Here is a 17,502-nt window from a genome sequence, read left to right as displayed (position 1 = left end):
ACGAGATCGACCCCCTCGACCCGCAGATCGGCATCGACTGGCCCACCACCGGCCGCGACGGGGCGCCCCTGCACCACCAGCTGTCCGACAAGGACCGGGCGGCCCCCTCGCTGGCCGACGCCGTCGCGGCCGGGTCGCTGCCGCGGTACCTCGGGTGAGCGCGCAGCCGGTGTCCTCCCCCGATCCCGTCACCGAACCCGCCGGCGCACCCGGCGGGATGTCGGGGGCGCCGGGCCCGCTCATGCGCCTGTTCAAGAACCAGGCCGTGGCGTTCCTGCTGGTGGGGGCCTTCAACACCGCGCTGGGCACCGCTTGGTTCATCGTGTGGCAGCTCGCCGTCGGCGACACCCTCGGCTACCACGTCGCGATCGTGGCGGGCTACGCCTCCAATGTGCTGTGCGCCTTCTCCACCTACCGCTACCTCGTGTTCCGCGTGCGCGGTCACTTCCTGCGTGACCTGTGGCGGTTCGTGACCGTCAACCTGAGCGCGTTCCTGCTGAACCTCGCGCTCATGACGCTGGCGGTGTCCGTCCTCGGATTCCCCCCGATCCCCGCGCAGATCGTGATCACCTTCGTGACCGCGACGGCGAGTTTCTTCGGCTACCGGGACTTCTCCTTCCGCCGCGCCAAGCACGACTGAGCGACCCGAGCGAATGGACCATTTCGTCGGATCACGGAGGTGAGCGATACATTCGCTCGCCCCCCACGGCCGACCGATCAGCGCAGGCGGAAGATCACGGCGCGCTGCACCACGAAGTTGATCACGGTGGCCGTGCCCTGCGCGACGACGAACGCGAGCGGCACGCGCCACCACTCGGCGGGCAGCGCGTCGTACAGCACGTAGTTGATGCCGACCTGCACGGCGTAGGTGACGGCGTACAGGATCACCACCGCGACGAACCGGGCCCGGCTCGGTTCCGCCCTGAAGGTCCAGCGCCGGTTGATCAGGTACGCGGTGGTGGTGCCGGCGACGAACGACAGCGACTTCGCGACGTTGACGTGCAGCCCCACGGCCAGCAGCAGCACGTAGAGACCGAAGTCCACGATCGCGGACAGCCCGCCGGTGAGGACGAACCGCACGATCTGCGTCTTCAGGTCGAGCGCCTCGTCGGCGGTGCTGTCGGTGAGGGGGATCTCCACCGGCAGGGGGGCGTGGTGCTCCGGTTGCGTCTGCCAGTGCGGGTGCTGCGGGTGCTCGGACACGGCGACAGCCTATGCGAGCGGCGCGAGCGCCCCCGCTCCGCGACGGAACGCACCGGGACGGTTCCGGCAATCCGGACGCCGGGGCGGGGACGTCGCCACCGACACACTCTCGCTGCTGCGACCGGCGGGTAACCTGTACGGCGATGTCCACGACAGCTGCAGAGCCGGCCGCCGCGCCGCTCCCCACCCAGACCCGCACTCTGACCGGCTGGGGGCGCACCGCCCCGACCACCGCGGAGGTGCTGTCCACTCCCGACGTCGAGGTGATCGCGCAGGCGGTCGCCCGGGTCGCGGAGCAGAACGAGTCCAAGCCGTCGCATCTGCGCCGCGGTGTCATCGCCCGCGGCCTCGGCCGCTCGTACGGTGACCCTGCGCAGAACGCGGGCGGGCTCGTCGTCGACATGACGGCGCTGGACCGGATCCACACGATCGACCGCGAATCGCGTCTGGTCACCGTCGACGCGGGCGCCAACCTGGACCAGTTGATGCGCGCGGCGCTGCCGTTCGGCCTGTGGGTGCCGGTGCTGCCGGGCACCCGGCAGGTGACCGTGGGCGGCGCCATCGGCGCGGACATCCACGGCAAGAACCACCACAGCGCCGGCAGCTTCGGCAACCACGTCCGGTCGATGGACCTGCTCACGGCCGACGGCCAGGTGCGCACCCTCACCCCGAACGGCCGCAACTCCAAGCTGTTCTGGGCGACGGTCGGCGGCATGGGCCTGACCGGCATCATCCTGCGCGCCACGATCGAGATGACGCCCACCGAGACGGCGTACTTCATCGCCGACGGCGACGTCACCAGCACCCTCGACGAGACGATCGCGCTGCACAGCGACGGCAGCGAGGCGAACTACGACTACTCGAGCGCCTGGTTCGACGCGGTCGCACCGCCGCCGAAGCTCGGCCGCGCGGCGGTCTCCCGCGGTTCGCTCGCGAAGCTCGACCAGCTGCCGAAGAAGCTGCAGAAGAACCCGCTGAAGTTCGACGCGCCGACGCTGCTGACGTTCCCGGACATCTTCCCGAACGGCCTGGCCAACAAGTACACCTTCAGCGCCGTCGGCGAGCTGTGGTACCGCAAGTCCGGCACCTACCGCGGCAAGGTCCAGAATCTGACGCAGTTCTACCACCCGCTCGACATGTTCGGTGAGTGGAACCGCGCCTACGGTTCGAACGGCTTCCTGCAGTACCAGTTCGTGGTGCCCACGGAGGCCGTCGAGGAGTTCAAGAGGATCATCGTCGACATCCAGAAGTCGGGGCACTACTCGTTCCTCAACGTCTTCAAGCTGTTCGGCCCGGGCAACAAGGCGCCGCTGAGCTTCCCGATCCCGGGGTGGAACATCTGCGTCGACTTCCCCATCAAGGCGGGCCTGAACGAGTTCGTCCGCGAACTCGACCGCCGCGTCCTCGAATTCGGCGGCCGCCTCTACACCGCCAAGGATTCGCGCACCTCCGCCGAGACGTTCCACGCGATGTACCCGCGCATCGGCGAATGGATCAAGATCCGCCGCTCGGTCGATCCCACCAACGTGTTCGCCTCCGATATGTCCAGAAGGTTGGAACTCCACTGATGATCAACGCCGTCGGCAACCCCCAGACCCTGCTGCTCCTCGGTGGCACGTCCGAGATCGGCCTCGCCATCGTCGAGGAGTACCTGCGCAGGGCGCCGGCCCGCGTGATCCTCGCGGCGCTGCCGAACGACCCGCTGCGCGACGACGCCGTCGCGCAGGTGAAGGCCGCCGGGGCCACCAAGGTCGACGTGATCGACTTCGACGCCCTCGACACCGGCAGCCACCCGAAGGTGATCGACCGAGCCTGGGACCTCGCCGGAAACGGTCGCTCCGCAGGCTCCGCTCCTGCCGGCGACGTCGACGTCGCGATCGTCGCGTTCGGACTGCTCGGCGATGCCGAGGAGCTGTGGCAGAACCAGGCCAAGGCCGTGCAGATCGCCGAGATCAACTACACCGCGGCCGTGTCCGTCGGCGTGCTCGTCGGCGAGAAGATGAAGGCGCAGGGCTACGGCCGCATCATCGCCATGTCCTCCGCCGCGGGTGAGCGGGTGCGCCGCTCCAACTTCGTGTACGGCTCCACCAAGGCCGGTCTCGACGGCTTCTACCTCGGGCTCGGCGAGGCGCTGCGCGAGTACGGCCCCCGTGTCCTGGTGATCCGGCCGGGGCAGGTCCGCACCCGCATGTCCGCCGGGGTGAAGGAAGCCCCGCTGACGGTGAACAAGGAGGACGTCGCCAAGCTCGCCGTCTCCGCGTCCGAGAAGGGCAAGGAACTCGTGTGGGCTCCGGGCGCCTTCCGCTACGTGATGATGGTGCTGCGGCACGTCCCGCGCGCGATCTTCCGAAAGCTGCCGATCTAGGCTGCGGGGGTGTCCGACCCAGCCGTACTCTCCTCCGACGTGGCCCCCTTCCGGCGTGCGCTCCGCACCGCCGGCGAGGGGGCCGCTGCGGTTCTCGTCGCCGCGATCGTCGCCGCCGTCGGCCTGTTCGCGTTCGCGCGCGTGCAGTGGCCCGCCTTCAACTCGTCGAACGTCACGCAGGCCGTCACGACGGTGCTGCAGGTGGGGGCGCTCGCCGTGCTCGCCGTCTCCGTCGTGCTGCACCGGCGGCGACGGTGGACGCCGTTCGCGCGGGTGCTGTCGTGGGCCGGCCTGTCGGGCCTGGTCACCGTCACCCTCGGGATGCCGCTGGCCGCGACGAAGCTCTATCTGCACGGCATCTCCGTCGACCAGGAGTTCCGCACCGAGTACCTGACACGGCTCACCGACTCCCCGGCCCTGCGGGACATGACGTACGCGGACCTGCCGCCGTTCTATCCCGCCGGCTGGTTCTGGGTGGGCGGCCGCTTCGCGAACCTGCTCGGCATGGACGGCTGGGAGGCGTTCAAGCCGTGGTCGATCGTGTCGCTGGCCGTCGCCGCCGTCGGCGCGCTCGTGTTGTGGACCGCGCTGGTGCGGGTCGATCTGGCCGTGCTGGTCGCCACCGCGACCACCGCCGTCGTCCTCGCCTACGGCTCCCCCGAGCCGTACGGCGCCGTCATCGCGCTGCTGCTCGCGCCCGCCCTCGTCATGGCGTGGGGGGCACTGTCGCGCCCGGTGCGTCCTTCGGGCGGCTGGAGCAGCCCAAAGGGCGCACCGGGCGGCGGAGCCGCCGTCGGGACCGGGCTGTTCCTCGGGCTGGCGGCCACGTTCTACACGCTCTACCTGGGCATCGCCGCGTTCGCCGTCACCGTGATGGCCGTCGTCGCGGCGGTGCTGGCGCGACGCGCGGCCGGCACGTGGCGCGCCGCGGTCCCGGTGCTCGTGCGGTTCGTGGTGATCGGTGCGATCGCGGCACTCGTCGCGCTGATCGTGTGGGCGCCGTTCGTGCTCGAGGTGCTGCGGGGCGGGTCCACCGCCGGATCCGGCACCGCGACGCACTATCTGCCCGAGACCGGGGCCCGGCTGCCGCTGCCGATGTTCCACGGTTCGCTGATCGGGCTGCTGTGCCTGCTCGGCACGGTGTGGCTGGTCGGACGGGCCACGTCGTCGCGGCGCGCGCAGGCCCTCGGACTCGGCGTTGTATCCGTGTACCTGTGGTACCTGGCGTCGATGGCGCTGACCGCGCTGGGCAACACCCTGCTCGCCTTCCGCCTCGAGGTGATCCTGCTCGTGCTGCTCGCGGCCGCCGGCACGTTCGCATTCGTCGACTTCACCCGGTGGATCGTGCTGGCCACCAGCGAGAACCAGCGGGTGCGGTGGTCCCTGATCGCGGTCGGCGCGCTGGGCGCGGTCGCGTTCACCCAGAACATCCCGCAGGTCCTCGCGAGCGAGATCACCGTCGCCTACACCGACACCGACGGCGACGGTGACCGCGCCGACCAGCGTCCGCCCGGCGCCGGCGCCTACTACGCCGAGCTGGACGAGGCGATCACCGCGGCGCTGGACCGGCCCCGCGACGAGATCGTCGTCCTCACCGCCGACACCACCTTCCTCGCCTACCACCCCTACCTCGGATTCCAGGCGCTGACGTCGCACTACGCGAATCCGTTGGCGGACTTCGAGGCTCGCGCCGCCGCGATCGAGGACTGGGCGTCGCTCGAGACGGCCGACGAGCTGCTCGCGGCGTGGGACGAGTCGCCGTGGCGGGGCCCCGACGCGATCGTGTTCCGGCAGGGCGCCGAGGGTTACACGCTCCGGCTCGCCGAGGACGTGTACCCCAACGACCCCAATGTGCGCCGCTACACGGTGACGTACCCGAAGTCGCTGTTCGACGATCCGCGCTTCACGATCTCGGAGATCGGGCCGTTCGTCGTCGTCACCCGCACCGGATAGCCGCAGTCGTCCGCGAACCCGACGGTGTTCGCGGACGACCGGCAACGGTTGCGAGGGGGCTCAGGCGCGGCGCAGCGGCATCACCGACCGCACCACCGGATCGCGCAGGTACAGCCCGGCCCACACGAGGACACCGACGTAGACCGGGAAGAGGATGGTGCTGAAGAGCGGCATCTCGTTCAACATGTTCGTCGCCACTGCGCCGCCGAGGTAACCGGTCAGCAGCACCGCCCCGAGGATCGACGTGACCGGGACCAGGTACAGCGCCAGGCACACGAGCAGGACGACGCCGATGACGTAGTTGAGGTCCGGGTCGAAGCCCAGATCGATCATCGCCTCCCGGGCCTGGTCGACGTTGAGGATGTGGATCGTGACGTCGAACAGCAGGAACAGCACGACGAGGCCGGTGAGCACGAGGCCGGCGATGCGGAACTTCCGGTCGGTGGTGCGCTCGGCGGGGCGGGTGGTGGTCGAGATCATGACGGGCTCCTGGGGTCGCGGGGTGGTCTCGCTACGGACTGACCGGCCGGCCCGGAAAAACTCATCGCCGTGGATCGTCGGCTCACAGCCTGGACGCGAGCAGCTGCGCGAGGTGTACCCCTCGCCGGTCGGTGAGGTCGGCGATCTGGGTGCGGCAGGAGTAGCCGTCGGCGAGCACGACGTCGTCCGTGCCCGCGGCGGCGATCGCGGGCAGCAGCTGGTGCCCGGCGACGGCGACGGAGACGTCGTAGTGCCCGGGCACCACGCCGAAGTTGCCGGCGAGACCGCAGCATCCGCCGAGCCGGGTGACCGTCGCGCCGGCCCGGCGCAGCAGCGCGGCGTCGGCGCCCCACCCCATCACGGCGTGGTGGTGGCAGTGCGGCTGGGCCACCACCGTCGTCCCGGACAGCGACGGCGGCTCCCAGTCGCCGAGCAGCTCGGCCAGCGTCACCGTCGACTCGGCGACGACGCGCGCCGGCTCGAACCCGAGCAGCTCGACGGCGTCGGAGCGCAGGACCGCGGTGCACGACGGTTCGAGCCCCACGATCGGCATGCCGGCCGGGAACAGGGCGGAGAGGGTGCGGCCCAAGATCTTCCGGGCGGCATCCAGCTGACCGGTGGTGATCCACGTCAGGCCGCAGCACTGTTGCCGGTCGGTCACGCACACCCGTCGGCCTGCGGCCTCGAGCACCCGCACCGCGGCGATCGCCACCTCCGGGGTGAAGTACTCGGTGAAGGTGTCGACGAACAGCAGGACGGGCTCGCCGTCCGTGCGACGCTCGGCGGCCGTGTCTGCGAACCAGCGGCGGAACGTGCGCGGCGCGAACTCGGGCACGCGGCGGCGCCGGTCCACTCCGGCGAGGGTCAGCCCGGCGGCCGCCACCCCCGGCACCTTGCCCAGCGCGTTCACCGCGCGCGGCGCCCGGCTCGCCAGCGCCGCCCAGCGCGGCAGCCGCCCGAGGGTGTAGTGCGTGACGGGACGCACGCGGCCCTGGTAACTCTGGTGCAGCACTTCGGATTTGAAGGTGGCCATGTCCACACCGGTCGGGCAGTCGGAGGCGCAGCCCTTGCACGCCAGGCACAGTTCGAGCGCCTCGTGCACCTCCGGTGAGCGCCAGGATCCGGTGACGAGGGTGCCGTTGAGCATCTCCTGCAGGACCCGGGCCCGGCCGCGGGTGGAATCCTTCTCCTCCCGCGTCGCCAGGTACGACGGGCACATCACCCCACCGAGGCCGGCGGTGTCGGCGCGGCACTTGCCGACGCCGGTGCAGCGGTGCACGGCCTGCGTGAAGTCGCCGCCGTCGCCGGTGTACCGGAACGCCAGGCCGTCCTGGACCCGTTGCGCGGCCGGGACTCTGAGGTCCCGATCCGAGGGGACGGGATCGACGAGCACGCCGGGATTGAGCAGGCCCTCGGGGTCGAACACCGCCTTGACCGCCCCGAACAGCCGCAGCGCGGTCGGCGAGTACATCAGGGGCAGCAGTTCGCTGCGCGCCCGGCCGTCGCCGTGCTCGCCGGACATCGAGCCCCCGAACGAAGCCACGAGTTCTCCTGCCGCGAAGAGGAATTCGCGGAATATCCCGGGTATCTCGAGCGGCACGTCGAGGCGGATGTGGATGCAGCCGTCGGCGAAGTGCCCGTACGGATAGCCGGCGACGCCGTAGCGGGTCAGCAGCGACTCGAACTCGCGCAGGTACTCCCCCACCCGCTCCGGCGGGACGGCGGCGTCCTCCCAGCCGGAGTGGGCGGGCAACCCGGCGGGGCTGCGCCCGGACAGCCCGGCCCCGTCCTCCCGGATCCGCCACAGTTGCGCGGCCTTCCCCGGATCGGTCACGGTCAGCGAATCCACCGCCGAGACGGCGTGTTCGAGAGACGACGCCCGGGCGAGCACCTCGCCGGCGTCGTCGCCGGACAGTTCGACGAACAGCCACGCCGCCCCGCGCGGCAGCGGCGGCACCGCCGCCGGGCCGCGCCGCGCGCGCACCACGTCGACGATCCGCGAGTCGAGCCCCTCGCACGCGGTCGGGGTGAAGCCGAGCAGCGCGTGCGCGGCGTCGCCGGCCGTCGCGATGTCGGTGTAGCCGAGGGCCACCAGGACGCGCACCGCGGGATCGGCGACGAGCCGCACCGTCGCCTCGGTGACGACGCCGAGCGTGCCCTCGCTGCCGACGAGGAAGCGCAGGACGTCGAACCCGTTCTCCGGCAACAGGTGTTCGAGGGCGTAGCCGGACGCCTGCCGGCCGAACCGGCCGAACTCGGTGCGGATGGTGGCGAGGTGGTCGAGCACGAGGCGGCGCAGCGATTCCAGGACGGGGGCGTCGTCGGGCAGCGACAGGTGCCGGCCCGCGCCGGTGAGCACCTCGAGGCCGAGGACGTTGTCGGAGGTGCGACCGTAGCCGAGGGTGCGGGCACCGCAGGCGTTGTTGCCGATCATCCCGCCGACGGTGCAGCGGTTGTGGGTGGACGGGTCGGGCCCGAAGCGCAGTCCGTACGGGGCGGCCGCGCGCTGCAGTTCGGACTGGACGACGCCGGGCTGCACCGTCGCGGTGCGGGCCTCGGGGTCGATCTGCAGGACACGGCCGAGATGACGGCTGAAGTCGAGCACGACGCCGGGGCCGACGGCGTTGCCGGCGACGGACGTTCCGCCGCCGCGCGAGGTGAACGGAACGCCGTGCCGGCGGCACACCTCGAGCACGGTGGCGACCTCGTCGATCTCACGGGGCCGCACCACCGCCTGCGGGGGCACCCGGTAGAGGGAGGCGTCGGACGAGTACAGGGCCCGGGTGGTGGTGTCGTCGAGCACGTCGGAGATGCCCGCGCCACGCAGGGCCTCGCCGATCGCCGTCGCCCTGGCCATAGGCCGATGCTAGTGCCTACCGGGGTCGCTTCGTCGCGGGTCGGACCGGCGCACCCGCGGATCGATACGTCCTCAGCGCTGGGTGAGGACGACCGGTCCGTCCTCGGTGATCGCGACGGTGTGCTCGCAGTGCGCGGCCCGGCTGCCGTCGGCGGTGCGCAGCGTCCACCCGTCCGGGTCGTGCCGGTAGGCGTCGTCGCCCCCGGCGTGCAGCATCGGCTCGATGGCCAGCACCAGCCCGGGCCGCAGCCGCATCCCGCGCCCGGCCCGGCCCTCGTTGGGCACGTGCGGGTCCTCGTGCATGCGGCGGCCGATGCCGTGGCCACCGTGGTCGGCGAGCATGCCGTAGCCGCGGGAGCGGACGTAGCCGCCGATCGCCGCGCCGATGTCGCCGAGGCGGTTGCCCGGCACGGCCGCGGCGATGCCGCGCGCGAGGGCCTCCTCCGTCGCGGCGATCAGGGCGAGGGCCTCGCGGTCGGCGGCGCCGACGGTGAAGCTCACGGCGGCGTCCCCGCACCAGCCGTCGAGCACGGCCCCGCAGTCGATGCTCACCAGATCGCCGTCACGCAACCGGTAGCCGCCGGGAATGCCGTGGACGACGCCGTCGTCGACGCTCGCGCACACGACTCCGGGGAACGGCGACGGAGCCCACTCGGGGTGGTAGCCGAGGAACGGGGAGGTCGCGCCGGCGTCGCGGACGACCGCCGCGGCGACGTCGTCGAGTTCCTTCAGGGACACCCCGATCGCCGCGTGGGCCCGCACGGCCGCGAGCGCGTCCGCGACCACGGCGCCGGCGGCCCGCATCGCCTCGATCTCGCCGGGCGTCTTCAGTTCGACCATGTCGCCTCCCAATAGAAATACCGGTATTACTATACGGGCATGGTGCGCGAACCGCTGACCCCCGTCCAACTCGAACGCGGCCGGCGGCTCGGCGAACGTCTGCGCGCGGCGCGCGGCACCACCAGCATGGCAACGGTCGCCGGCGACGCCGGCATCTCCGTCGAGACACTCCGGAAGATCGAGACCGGCCGCATCGCCACGCCCGCCTTCTTCACCGTCACCGCGCTCGCCCGGGTCCTCGGGCTCTCCCTCGACGACCTGGCCGGCGACGCGGCGGGCGACCCCGTCGAGCACGGGGCCGCCTCCTGACCGGAGGTGCTCACCCCCGGCACCACCCTCCCTCGCCTAGCATCGATCCTTGTGCCCGTCGATGTCCTTTCGCCCGAAACGCCCGCTTACGCCGATACGAAGGCCCGCGTGCGCACGGCCAGGATCGTCGCGACGGTCACCGGACTGCTCGGCATGGTGCTCGCCCTGGCCGTGCCGTTCCTGCCGGTCCGGCAGGAGGCCGCCACCGTCAGCTGGCCGCAGGGCACCGACCTGACCAACATCGAGGCGCCCCTCGTCTCCTACACCCCCCTCGAACTGCGGGCGAGTGTGCCGTGCTCGGCCTTCCCCCTGCTCGGCGACGACGGCGGCACCCTGGTCTCCACCGTGCCGCCGGGCGCCCCCGACGCCACCGAGAACGCCCTCGTGATCCGGACCGTCGCCGGCACCGACGGCGGCTCCGCCACCGTGGAGGTGGTGCTGCGCAACTCGGTGGTCGTGTCGGCACCGATCGACGACGAGCACCGGTGCACAGCCGTCACCGTCGCCACCAACGCCGACCGCACCGCCGCCGAGATCGTCGGCCTCGAGCAACACGACGACGGGCACCACGTCGCCATGCTCGACGGCGATCACCGGCCGCAGATGGTCGGGGTCTACTCCGATCTGCAGGGCTCGGTGGAGGCCCTCAACTCCGGCCCGAACGCCGAGCGGCTGTCCGTCCGCGCCGCCCTCGACTCGCGGTTCACCTCCACCCCGACGCTGGTCAAACTCGTCGCGATGGTCGCCTGCCTCCTTGCGACCCTGCTGTCACTCGTGGCGCTGCACCGGCTCGACGGCGTCGACAACCGCCGCGCCCGCCGGGTCCTGCCCGCCCACTGGTGGCGGTTCACCGCGGTGGACGCGGTCGTCGTCGGCACGCTGCTGCTGTGGCACGTCATCGGCGCCAACACCTCCGACGACGGCTACATCCTCACCATGGCCCGCGCCTCCGACGGCGCCGGCTACATGGCCAACTACTACCGATGGTTCGGCGTCCCCGAGGCCCCGTTCGGCTGGTACTACGACGTGCTCGTCCTGCTCGCGAAGGTCTCCACCGCCAGCGTGTGGATGCGGCTGCCCGCCCTGCTCGCCGCCGTCGCCTGCTGGATGGTCATCAGCCGCGAGGTCATCCCCCGGCTCGGAGTCGCCGTCCGCCGTAACCGCATCGCGCTGTGGACGGCGGGCCTGGTGTTCCTCGCCTTCTGGCTGCCCTACGACAACGGCCTGCGGCCCGAGCCCATCATCGCGCTCGGCGCCCTGCTCACCTGGTGCTCGATCGAACGCGCCGTCGCCACCGGCCGCATGCTGCCCGCCGCGATCGCCGTGCTGCTCGCCGCCTTCTCCCTCGCCGCGGGTCCCACCGGGCTCATCGCGGTCGCCGCGCTCGTCGCCGGAGCCCGGCCCGTCGTCGTCCGGCTGGCCGGTCGCCGCCGGCTCGTCGGGGTCCTCCCGCCCGTGGCTGCCATCCTCGCCGCGGGCACCGTCGTCCTCGTCGTCGTCTTCGCCGACCAGACCCTCGCCTCGGTGCTCGAGGCGACCCGGGTGCGTTCCGCCGTCGGACCCAACGTGCCCTGGTTCGACGAACGGCTGCGCTGGGACGCGCTGCTGACCGTCTCCCCCGACGGCTCCCTCAGCCGCCGCTTCGGCGTGTTCGTCATGCTGCTGTGCCTGGTGGTGTGCGTGATGCTGATCCTGCGCAAGGGCCGCATCCCCGGCACCGCCCTCGGTCCGTCGCGCCGCATCCTCGGCATCGTCTTCGCGTCGCTGCTGCTGATGATGCTCACCCCGACCAAGTGGACCCACCACTTCGGCGTGTACGCCGGACTGGCCGGGTCCGTCGCCGCGCTTGCCGCGGTCGGCGTCGGCGCCGTCGGCATCCGCTCCGCGCGCAACCGCGCCCTCTTCACCGCCGGGGTGCTGTTCGTGCTGGCGCTGGCGTTCACCGGCTCCAACGGCTGGTGGTACGTCTCCAGCTACGGGATCCCGTGGTGGGACAAGCCGCCGTCCATCTCCGGACGCGCCTTCTCCACCGCCCTGCTCGCGCTGGCCCTCGTCGCGCTGGCCATCGCCGCGTGGTTCCACCTGCGCGAACCGTTCGCCACCCCGAAACCCGACCGCAACGGCCGGGTCAGGGCGATCGCCTCGGCGCCGCTGACCGTCGTCGCCGCGGGCGTCGTCCTGTTCGAGGTGCTCTCGCTCGTCAAGGGCGCGGTCGCGCAGTACCCGGCGTACTCGATCGCCCGGTCGAACGCGGCCGCCCTCACCGGCAGCAGCTGCGGCCTCGCCGACGACGTCCTCGTCGAGACCGACCCCAGCGCCACCGCGCTGGCCCCCCTAGACGGCGACGTCGCCGAGGCGCTCGGCGCCGGCGCCGCCGACGGCTTCACCCCGAACGGCGTCGCTCTCGACCTCACCGCCGACGAGGAGATCTCCACCACGGGCGGCGCCAACACCGTCGACACCGACGGGGGCGGCACCACCACCTCCACGGGCGCCGGCACCGGCGGCGGCCGCGGCGCCGCCGGCATCAACGACAGCACCGTCGCGCTGCCGTTCGGCCTGGACCCCGCCCGCACCCCCGTGCTCGGCAGCTACCGCACCGGGGCGCAGCAGGAAGCCGACCTCGAGTCCGGCTGGTACGCGCTGCCCCAACGCACCGACGCCACGCCGCTGCTGGTCGTCACCGCCGCCGGCCGCGTGCACTACGTCGACCCCGACGGCGTCCTCACCCCGGGCGCGGACGTGCTGCTCGAGTTCGGGCGAACCGGCGGCGATTCGAATGTCGAACCGCTGGCGCGCGTCGCGCCCGTCGACATCGGGCCGTCCCCGTCGTGGCGCAACCTGCGGGTGCCGAGCGACCGGATCCCCGCCGACGCCGACGCGGTCCGGCTGGTGGTGACGGACGGCAACCTGGCACCCGACCAGTGGGTGGCCGTCACCCCGCCGCGGATGCCGCGCCTCGAGACGTTGAACACCCTCGTCGGCTCCACGGCCCCGGTCCTGCTCGACTGGTCGGTGGGCCTGGCGTTCCCCTGCCAGCGTCCGTTCGATCACCGCTACGGCGTCGCCGAGGTCCCCGAGTACCGGATCCTGCCCGACCGGGTCGGCGCCGACTCCACCAACGGCTGGCAGGACGACATCGGCGGCGGCCCGCTCGGCTGGATACCGCTGCTGCTCACCGCCGAGACGATCCCCACCTATCTGAACCACGACTGGGACCGCGACTGGGGCTCGCTGGAGCGGTACACGCCCATCGACCCGGGCGCGACGACCGCGGAGATTGCCACCGAGAACGTCGTCCGCTGGGGCTGGTGGTCGCCCGGACCGATCCGCGACGGAGTGCCCGTAATGCGTGAATAGGGTCCTACGCGGTGGTAGGGACGGTGCGTCCACTCAGCTGCGCCCGATACCATCGACAATCGTGCCCGACGACGTGACCACAGTTCCCGCCCCCTCCGCAGCCGTTCCCCGGCCGCCGGTTGCCCGGGATCTGCGGGCGCAGTACCGCACCGCCCGGCTCGTCGCCGCGGTGGCGGGTCTGCTCGGTGTGCTCCTCGCCGTCGCGACCCCGTTCCTGCCCGTCAAGGTCACCGAGGCCACCGTCACGTGGCCGCAGAACGGCTCGACCGGGCCGGTCGAGGTGCCACTCATGTCGCAGGTGCCGCGGCAGCTGAGTGCGACGGTGCCGTGCACCGCCGTCGCCGGCATGCCCCCGGGCGGCGGCCTGCTCCTCGCGACCGCACCGGCCAGCGGTGAGGGCGCCGCGCTCAACGCGATGTTCGTGCGAGTGGGCGCCGAGAACGTCGACGTCCTCGACCGCAACGTCGTCGTGGCCACCGCCCCGCGCAGCGACGTCGAGTCCGCCGCGTGCACCGAGATCAGCATCTTCTCCGACGTCGACCGCACCACCGCGGAGTTCGTCGGCCTCAGCGACGAGAACGGCAACCCGCGCGCCGGTGAGCTGACCGGCGACCTGCGTCCCCTCGTCGTCGGCGTGTTCAGCGACCTCGACACCCCGGTTCCCGGCATGTCGGTGACCGTCGACGTCGACTCCCGGTTCTCGTCGTCGCCGACGCTGGTCAAGCTCCTCGCGATGATCCTGGCGACGCTGTCGACCGCGCTGGCGGTCGCCGCGCTCGCCAAGCTCGACGGCACCGACGGCCGCGGGCACCGCCGCTTCCTGCCGTCGCACTGGTGGAAGTTCACCGGCGTCGACGCCGTCGTCGTCGGCACCCTCGCCGGCTGGCACTTCTTCGGCGCGAACACCTCCGACGACGGCTACCTGCTGACCATGGCCCGGGTCTCCGAGCACTCCGGCTACATGGCCAACTACTTCCGCTGGTTCGGCGTCCCCGAGGCCCCGTTCGGCTGGTACTACGACGTCCTCGCCGCGTTCGCCGAGGTCTCCACCGCCAGCGTCTGGATGCGGCTGCCCGCCCTGCTCGCCGGCATCACCTGCTGGATGGTCATCAGCCGCGAGGTGGTGCCCCGCCTCGGCCGCGCCGTCCGGCACAACACCGTCGCCCTGTGGACCGGCGGCCTGGTGTTCCTGGCCTTCTGGCTGCCCTACAACAACGGCCTGCGCCCCGAGCCGATCGTCGCGCTCGGCGCGCTGCTGACCTGGTGCTCGATCGAACGGGCGATCGCCACCGGCAGGCTGTTGCCGGCCGCGACGGCGGTCATGATCGGCGCGTTCACCCTCGCCGCCGCCCCGACCGGCCTGATGTGTGTGGCCGCGCTGCTCGCCGGCATCCGGCCCATGACCCGCATCGTCGTCCGCCGCCACCGCGAGGTCGGGACGCTGCCGCTGCTCGCACCGATCGCCGCCGCGGGCACCCTCGTGCTCGTCGTCGTGTTCTCCGACCAGACCCTCGCCGCGGTGCTCGAGGCCACCCGCGTGCGCACCATCATCGGCCCGAACGAGGAGTGGTGGAACGACTTCCTCCGCTACTACTACCTGTTCGTGCAGACCGTCGACGGCTCGCTCGCGCGCCGGTTCGCGTTCCTCGTCATGCTGCTGTGCCTGTTCACGTCGCTGCTGGTGCTGCTGCGCCGCCGCCGCATCCCCGGCGTCGCGACGGGCCCGTCGTGGCGGCTGATCGGCATCGTCTTCGGCACGATCTTCTTCATGATGTTCAACCCCACGAAGTGGACCCACCACTTCGGGGCGTACGCGGGCATCGCGGGTTCTCTCGCCGCGCTCACCGCGGTCATCGTCTCCGCGAGCGCGCTGCGGTCGCGGCGCAACCGCACCATCTTCCTCGCCGGGCTGCTGTTCGTGCTGGCCGTGTCGTTCGCGGGTATCAACGGCTGGTGGTACGTGTCGAGCTACGGCATCCCGTGGTTCGACAAGACCGTCTCGCTGAGCGGCAACCAGTCCAGCTCGCTGTTCCTGCTCCTCTTCGGGCTCGCTCTCGGGCTCGTCGCGTGGCAGTACCTGCGTGAGGGCTACGCGCCGCCGCAGCCCAAGCCCACGACCCGCAAGGGCCGCCGGATCCGCAAGTTCGCGGCGGCGCCCCTGACCGTCGTCGCCGGAGCGATGGTGCTCTTCGAGGTGCTGTCGCTGCTCAAGGGCGCGGTGTCGCAGTACCCGGCGTACTCGCTCGCCCGGTCCAACGTCGGCGCGCTCGCCGGCCAGACGTGCGGCCTGGCGAACGACGTACTCGTCGAATCGGACCCGAACTCCGGGCGGCTCGCGCCCATCGTCGACCCGGACAACCCGCCGCTGAACGGCGACGCCCTCGCCGGCGCCGCCCCCGAGGGCTTCAGCCCCAACGGCATCCCGTCGGACCTCACCGCCGACTACGTGGAGGTCAAGCCCGGCCAGGGCAACACCGACAACCAGAGCGTCGGGCCGACGTTCGAGACCGGCGCCGGCGGCGGCACCACGGGCGGCACCGGCGCCCGCACCGTCAACGGCTCCGAGGCCAAGCTGCCCTTCGGCCTCGACCCGGCCGTCACCCCGGTGCTCGGCAGCTACCAGGAGGGTGTGCAGGAACCGGCGCTGCTCACGTCGAGCTGGTACGGGCTGCCCGAGCGCAGCGACGACGCGCCGCTCGTCGTCATCTCGGCGGCCGGCCGCATCTGGTCCGTCGACGACACCGGCGCCACCACCTACGGTCAGTCGCTGCTCGTCGAGTACGGCAGGCGCCTGCCCGACGGCACCGTGGAGCCGCAGGGCACCTACCTGCCGCGCGACATCGGGCCCGCACCGTCGTGGCGGAACCTGCGGATCCCGCTGTCCGAGCTCCCCGCCGACACCGACGCCGTCCGCATCGTCGCCAACGATCCCAACCTCACCGGCGACCAGTGGCTGGCGTTCACCCCGCCCCGCGTGCCGAAGCTCGACACGCTCAACGCCGTGATCGGCTCGGAGCAGCCGGTGCTGCTCGACTGGGCGGTCGGACTGCAGTTCCCGTGCCAGCGCCCGTTCGACCACCGCTACGGCATCGCCGAGATGCCGGACTACCGCATCCTGCCGGACCGTCCGCTGGCCGTATCCTCCACCGACACTTGGCAATCCGCGGACAACGGCGGCCCCCTCGGCTTCACCGAAGCCCTCGCCCGCCCCGAGCAGATCCCCACGTACCTCGAGAACGACTGGGCCCGCGACTGGGGCTCGCTCGAGCGGTACGTGCGGTTCTACCCGAACGCCGTGCCGGCCGAGCCGCAGACCGAGGCGATCACGCGCTCCGGCCTGTGGAATCCGGGCACGCTGCGCGTATACGAGTAGGTCCGTCGGCGAGCCCCATCCGCGTGCCGCGCGTGCCTTCCGGCCGAATGTCACATAGGTTCGCTTCGATCGACCGAACGTGACATCCGGCCGGCGGGCACGGCCGGCAACGAAAGGACCTGAATGTCGAGGAAGTTCGCCGCCCGGACCACCGCCGTGGCCGCATCCGCTGTGGTCCTGGCGCTGCTGAACGCGCCGGCCGCATCGGCGCAGACCGTTCACGCGGCGACGTTGGGACCGGTCGTCGGATCGACCGGCGTGGGAACCGGATCCGCTGCTCCCACCGAGGCGCTCGTCCACGACTACGTGAATGTCTACACCAACGTCAACACGCCCGGCGTCACGCACTTCGGTGGAAGCGTCAAGTGCTTCTGCCTCGTCACGTGGGTGAACGAGGACACGGGCACGACGGGCGTGAACGAACTACCGGACTTCCCCGAGATCGGCGAGGAGCAGGTCCTCAGCGGTCGAGCCGAGACCGGCCCCGGACGGGTGCGGGCGACGGTGACCGTCCCGGACGGCACGACCTGGGTCTCGGCGTCGGGCAGCTGGGTCGTTCCCTGACCCACTCCCGCACGCAATACCCCCGCATGCGCCTTCACGTCTCCCGGCCGAATGTCACATACCGTCACTTACGGCTGACTCAGGTGGTCCATGCGACACGCTCCCTGACCAGGGGAGATGTCAGTGGGTCGAGCAGCACGAGAGGCGAAGAAGGCTAGGTTCTTCGCCATGCGCATGACGAAGGTGTCGATCGCCAAG

At 71.7% G+C, this 17,502-nt stretch carries 12 protein-coding genes and 1 pseudogene; 9 read left to right on the top strand and 4 right to left on the bottom strand.

What is annotated here, in order from left to right; all coding sequences use genetic code 11:
• Both G6039_RS30860 and G6039_RS26700 read left to right on the top strand, forming a co-directional pair.
• Window positions 1-158: pseudogene (locus G6039_RS30860) on the top strand (dTDP-4-dehydrorhamnose 3,5-epimerase family protein); the annotation flags it as partial.
• Window positions 155-640 carry a GtrA family protein gene (locus G6039_RS26700; protein ID WP_029547036.1) on the top strand — a complete coding sequence of 162 codons (486 nt, stop codon included), beginning with the start codon at window positions 155-157 and terminating at the stop codon, window positions 638-640. The pseudogene G6039_RS30860 and the gene G6039_RS26700, both read left to right, overlap by 4 nt.
• Before the next feature lie 77 nt (window positions 641-717).
• Here the strand turns inward: G6039_RS26700 and G6039_RS26695 are convergent, their stop codons facing one another.
• Window positions 718-1,140, bottom strand: a complete 423-nt coding sequence (locus tag G6039_RS26695) for a GtrA family protein (protein WP_006932748.1) — start codon at window positions 1,138-1,140, stop codon at window positions 718-720.
• Between the two features lie 206 nt (window positions 1,141-1,346).
• Here G6039_RS26695 and G6039_RS26690 point away from each other — a divergent pair, with 206 nt between their 5' ends.
• The 3 genes from G6039_RS26690 to G6039_RS26680 are packed head-to-tail and all read left to right on the top strand — an operon-like array spanning window position 1,347 to window position 5,521.
• The gene (locus G6039_RS26690; protein WP_006932747.1) at window positions 1,347-2,771 is read left to right on the top strand and encodes a decaprenylphosphoryl-beta-D-ribose oxidase; all 1,425 of its coding nucleotides are present in this window, start codon (window positions 1,347-1,349) and stop codon (window positions 2,769-2,771) included.
• Entirely contained in the window at window positions 2,771-3,568 is a 798-nt protein-coding gene (locus G6039_RS26685) for a decaprenylphospho-beta-D-erythro-pentofuranosid-2-ulose 2-reductase (RefSeq protein WP_043800442.1), read from the top strand. The genes G6039_RS26690 and G6039_RS26685 overlap by 1 nt, the downstream gene beginning before the upstream one ends.
• 39 nt (window positions 3,569-3,607) lie before the next feature.
• Window positions 3,608-5,521, top strand: coding sequence for a galactan 5-O-arabinofuranosyltransferase (locus G6039_RS26680; RefSeq protein ID WP_043800447.1), 1,914 nt, complete (start codon window positions 3,608-3,610; stop codon window positions 5,519-5,521).
• A 60-nt stretch (window positions 5,522-5,581) separates the two neighbouring features.
• Here G6039_RS26680 and G6039_RS26675 read toward each other — a convergent pair whose 3' ends face one another.
• The 3 genes from G6039_RS26675 to map all read right to left on the bottom strand — a co-directional run bounded on the left by G6039_RS26675 (window position 5,582) and on the right by map (window position 9,698).
• The gene (locus G6039_RS26675; RefSeq protein WP_043800439.1) at window positions 5,582-6,001 is read right to left on the bottom strand and encodes a DoxX family protein; all 420 of its coding nucleotides are present in this window, start codon (window positions 5,999-6,001) and stop codon (window positions 5,582-5,584) included.
• An 82-nt stretch (window positions 6,002-6,083) separates the two neighbouring features.
• Window positions 6,084-8,858 carry an FAD-binding and (Fe-S)-binding domain-containing protein gene (locus G6039_RS26670; protein ID WP_043800436.1) on the bottom strand — a complete coding sequence of 925 codons (2,775 nt, stop codon included), beginning with the start codon at window positions 8,856-8,858 and terminating at the stop codon, window positions 6,084-6,086.
• Between the two features lie 72 nt (window positions 8,859-8,930).
• A complete protein-coding gene (map, locus tag G6039_RS26665; protein WP_043800432.1) occupies window positions 8,931-9,698 on the bottom strand; it encodes a type I methionyl aminopeptidase in 768 nt (255 codons plus the stop codon).
• Window positions 9,699-9,737: 39 nt separating this feature from the next.
• Between map and G6039_RS26660 the strand changes: the two genes are divergently transcribed.
• The 4 genes from G6039_RS26660 to G6039_RS26645 all read left to right on the top strand — a co-directional run bounded on the left by G6039_RS26660 (window position 9,738) and on the right by G6039_RS26645 (window position 17,304).
• Window positions 9,738-10,007 carry a helix-turn-helix domain-containing protein gene (locus G6039_RS26660; protein WP_043800428.1) on the top strand — a complete coding sequence of 90 codons (270 nt, stop codon included), beginning with the start codon at window positions 9,738-9,740 and terminating at the stop codon, window positions 10,005-10,007.
• 108 nt (window positions 10,008-10,115) lie between these two features.
• The gene (locus G6039_RS26655) at window positions 10,116-13,367 is read left to right on the top strand and encodes an arabinosyltransferase domain-containing protein (RefSeq protein ID WP_043800425.1); all 3,252 of its coding nucleotides are present in this window, start codon (window positions 10,116-10,118) and stop codon (window positions 13,365-13,367) included.
• A gap of 61 nt (window positions 13,368-13,428) precedes the next feature.
• On the top strand, window positions 13,429-16,740 hold the full coding sequence (locus G6039_RS26650; protein WP_043800422.1) for an arabinosyltransferase domain-containing protein: 3,312 nt from the start codon (window positions 13,429-13,431) through the stop codon (window positions 16,738-16,740).
• A 123-nt stretch (window positions 16,741-16,863) separates the two neighbouring features.
• Complete coding sequence (locus tag G6039_RS26645; RefSeq protein WP_006933304.1) at window positions 16,864-17,304, top strand: hypothetical protein; 441 nt, start codon at window positions 16,864-16,866, stop codon at window positions 17,302-17,304.
• The last annotated feature ends 198 nt before the right edge of the window (window positions 17,305-17,502 follow it).

This window comes from Rhodococcus aetherivorans (assembly GCF_011058165.1).
In the GTDB taxonomy this organism is placed as follows: Bacteria; Actinomycetota; Actinomycetes; order Mycobacteriales; family Mycobacteriaceae; genus Rhodococcus; species Rhodococcus aetherivorans.
The sequence above is the reverse complement of the archived record's forward strand: the minus strand, read 5'-3'. Positions and strand labels throughout refer to the sequence as shown.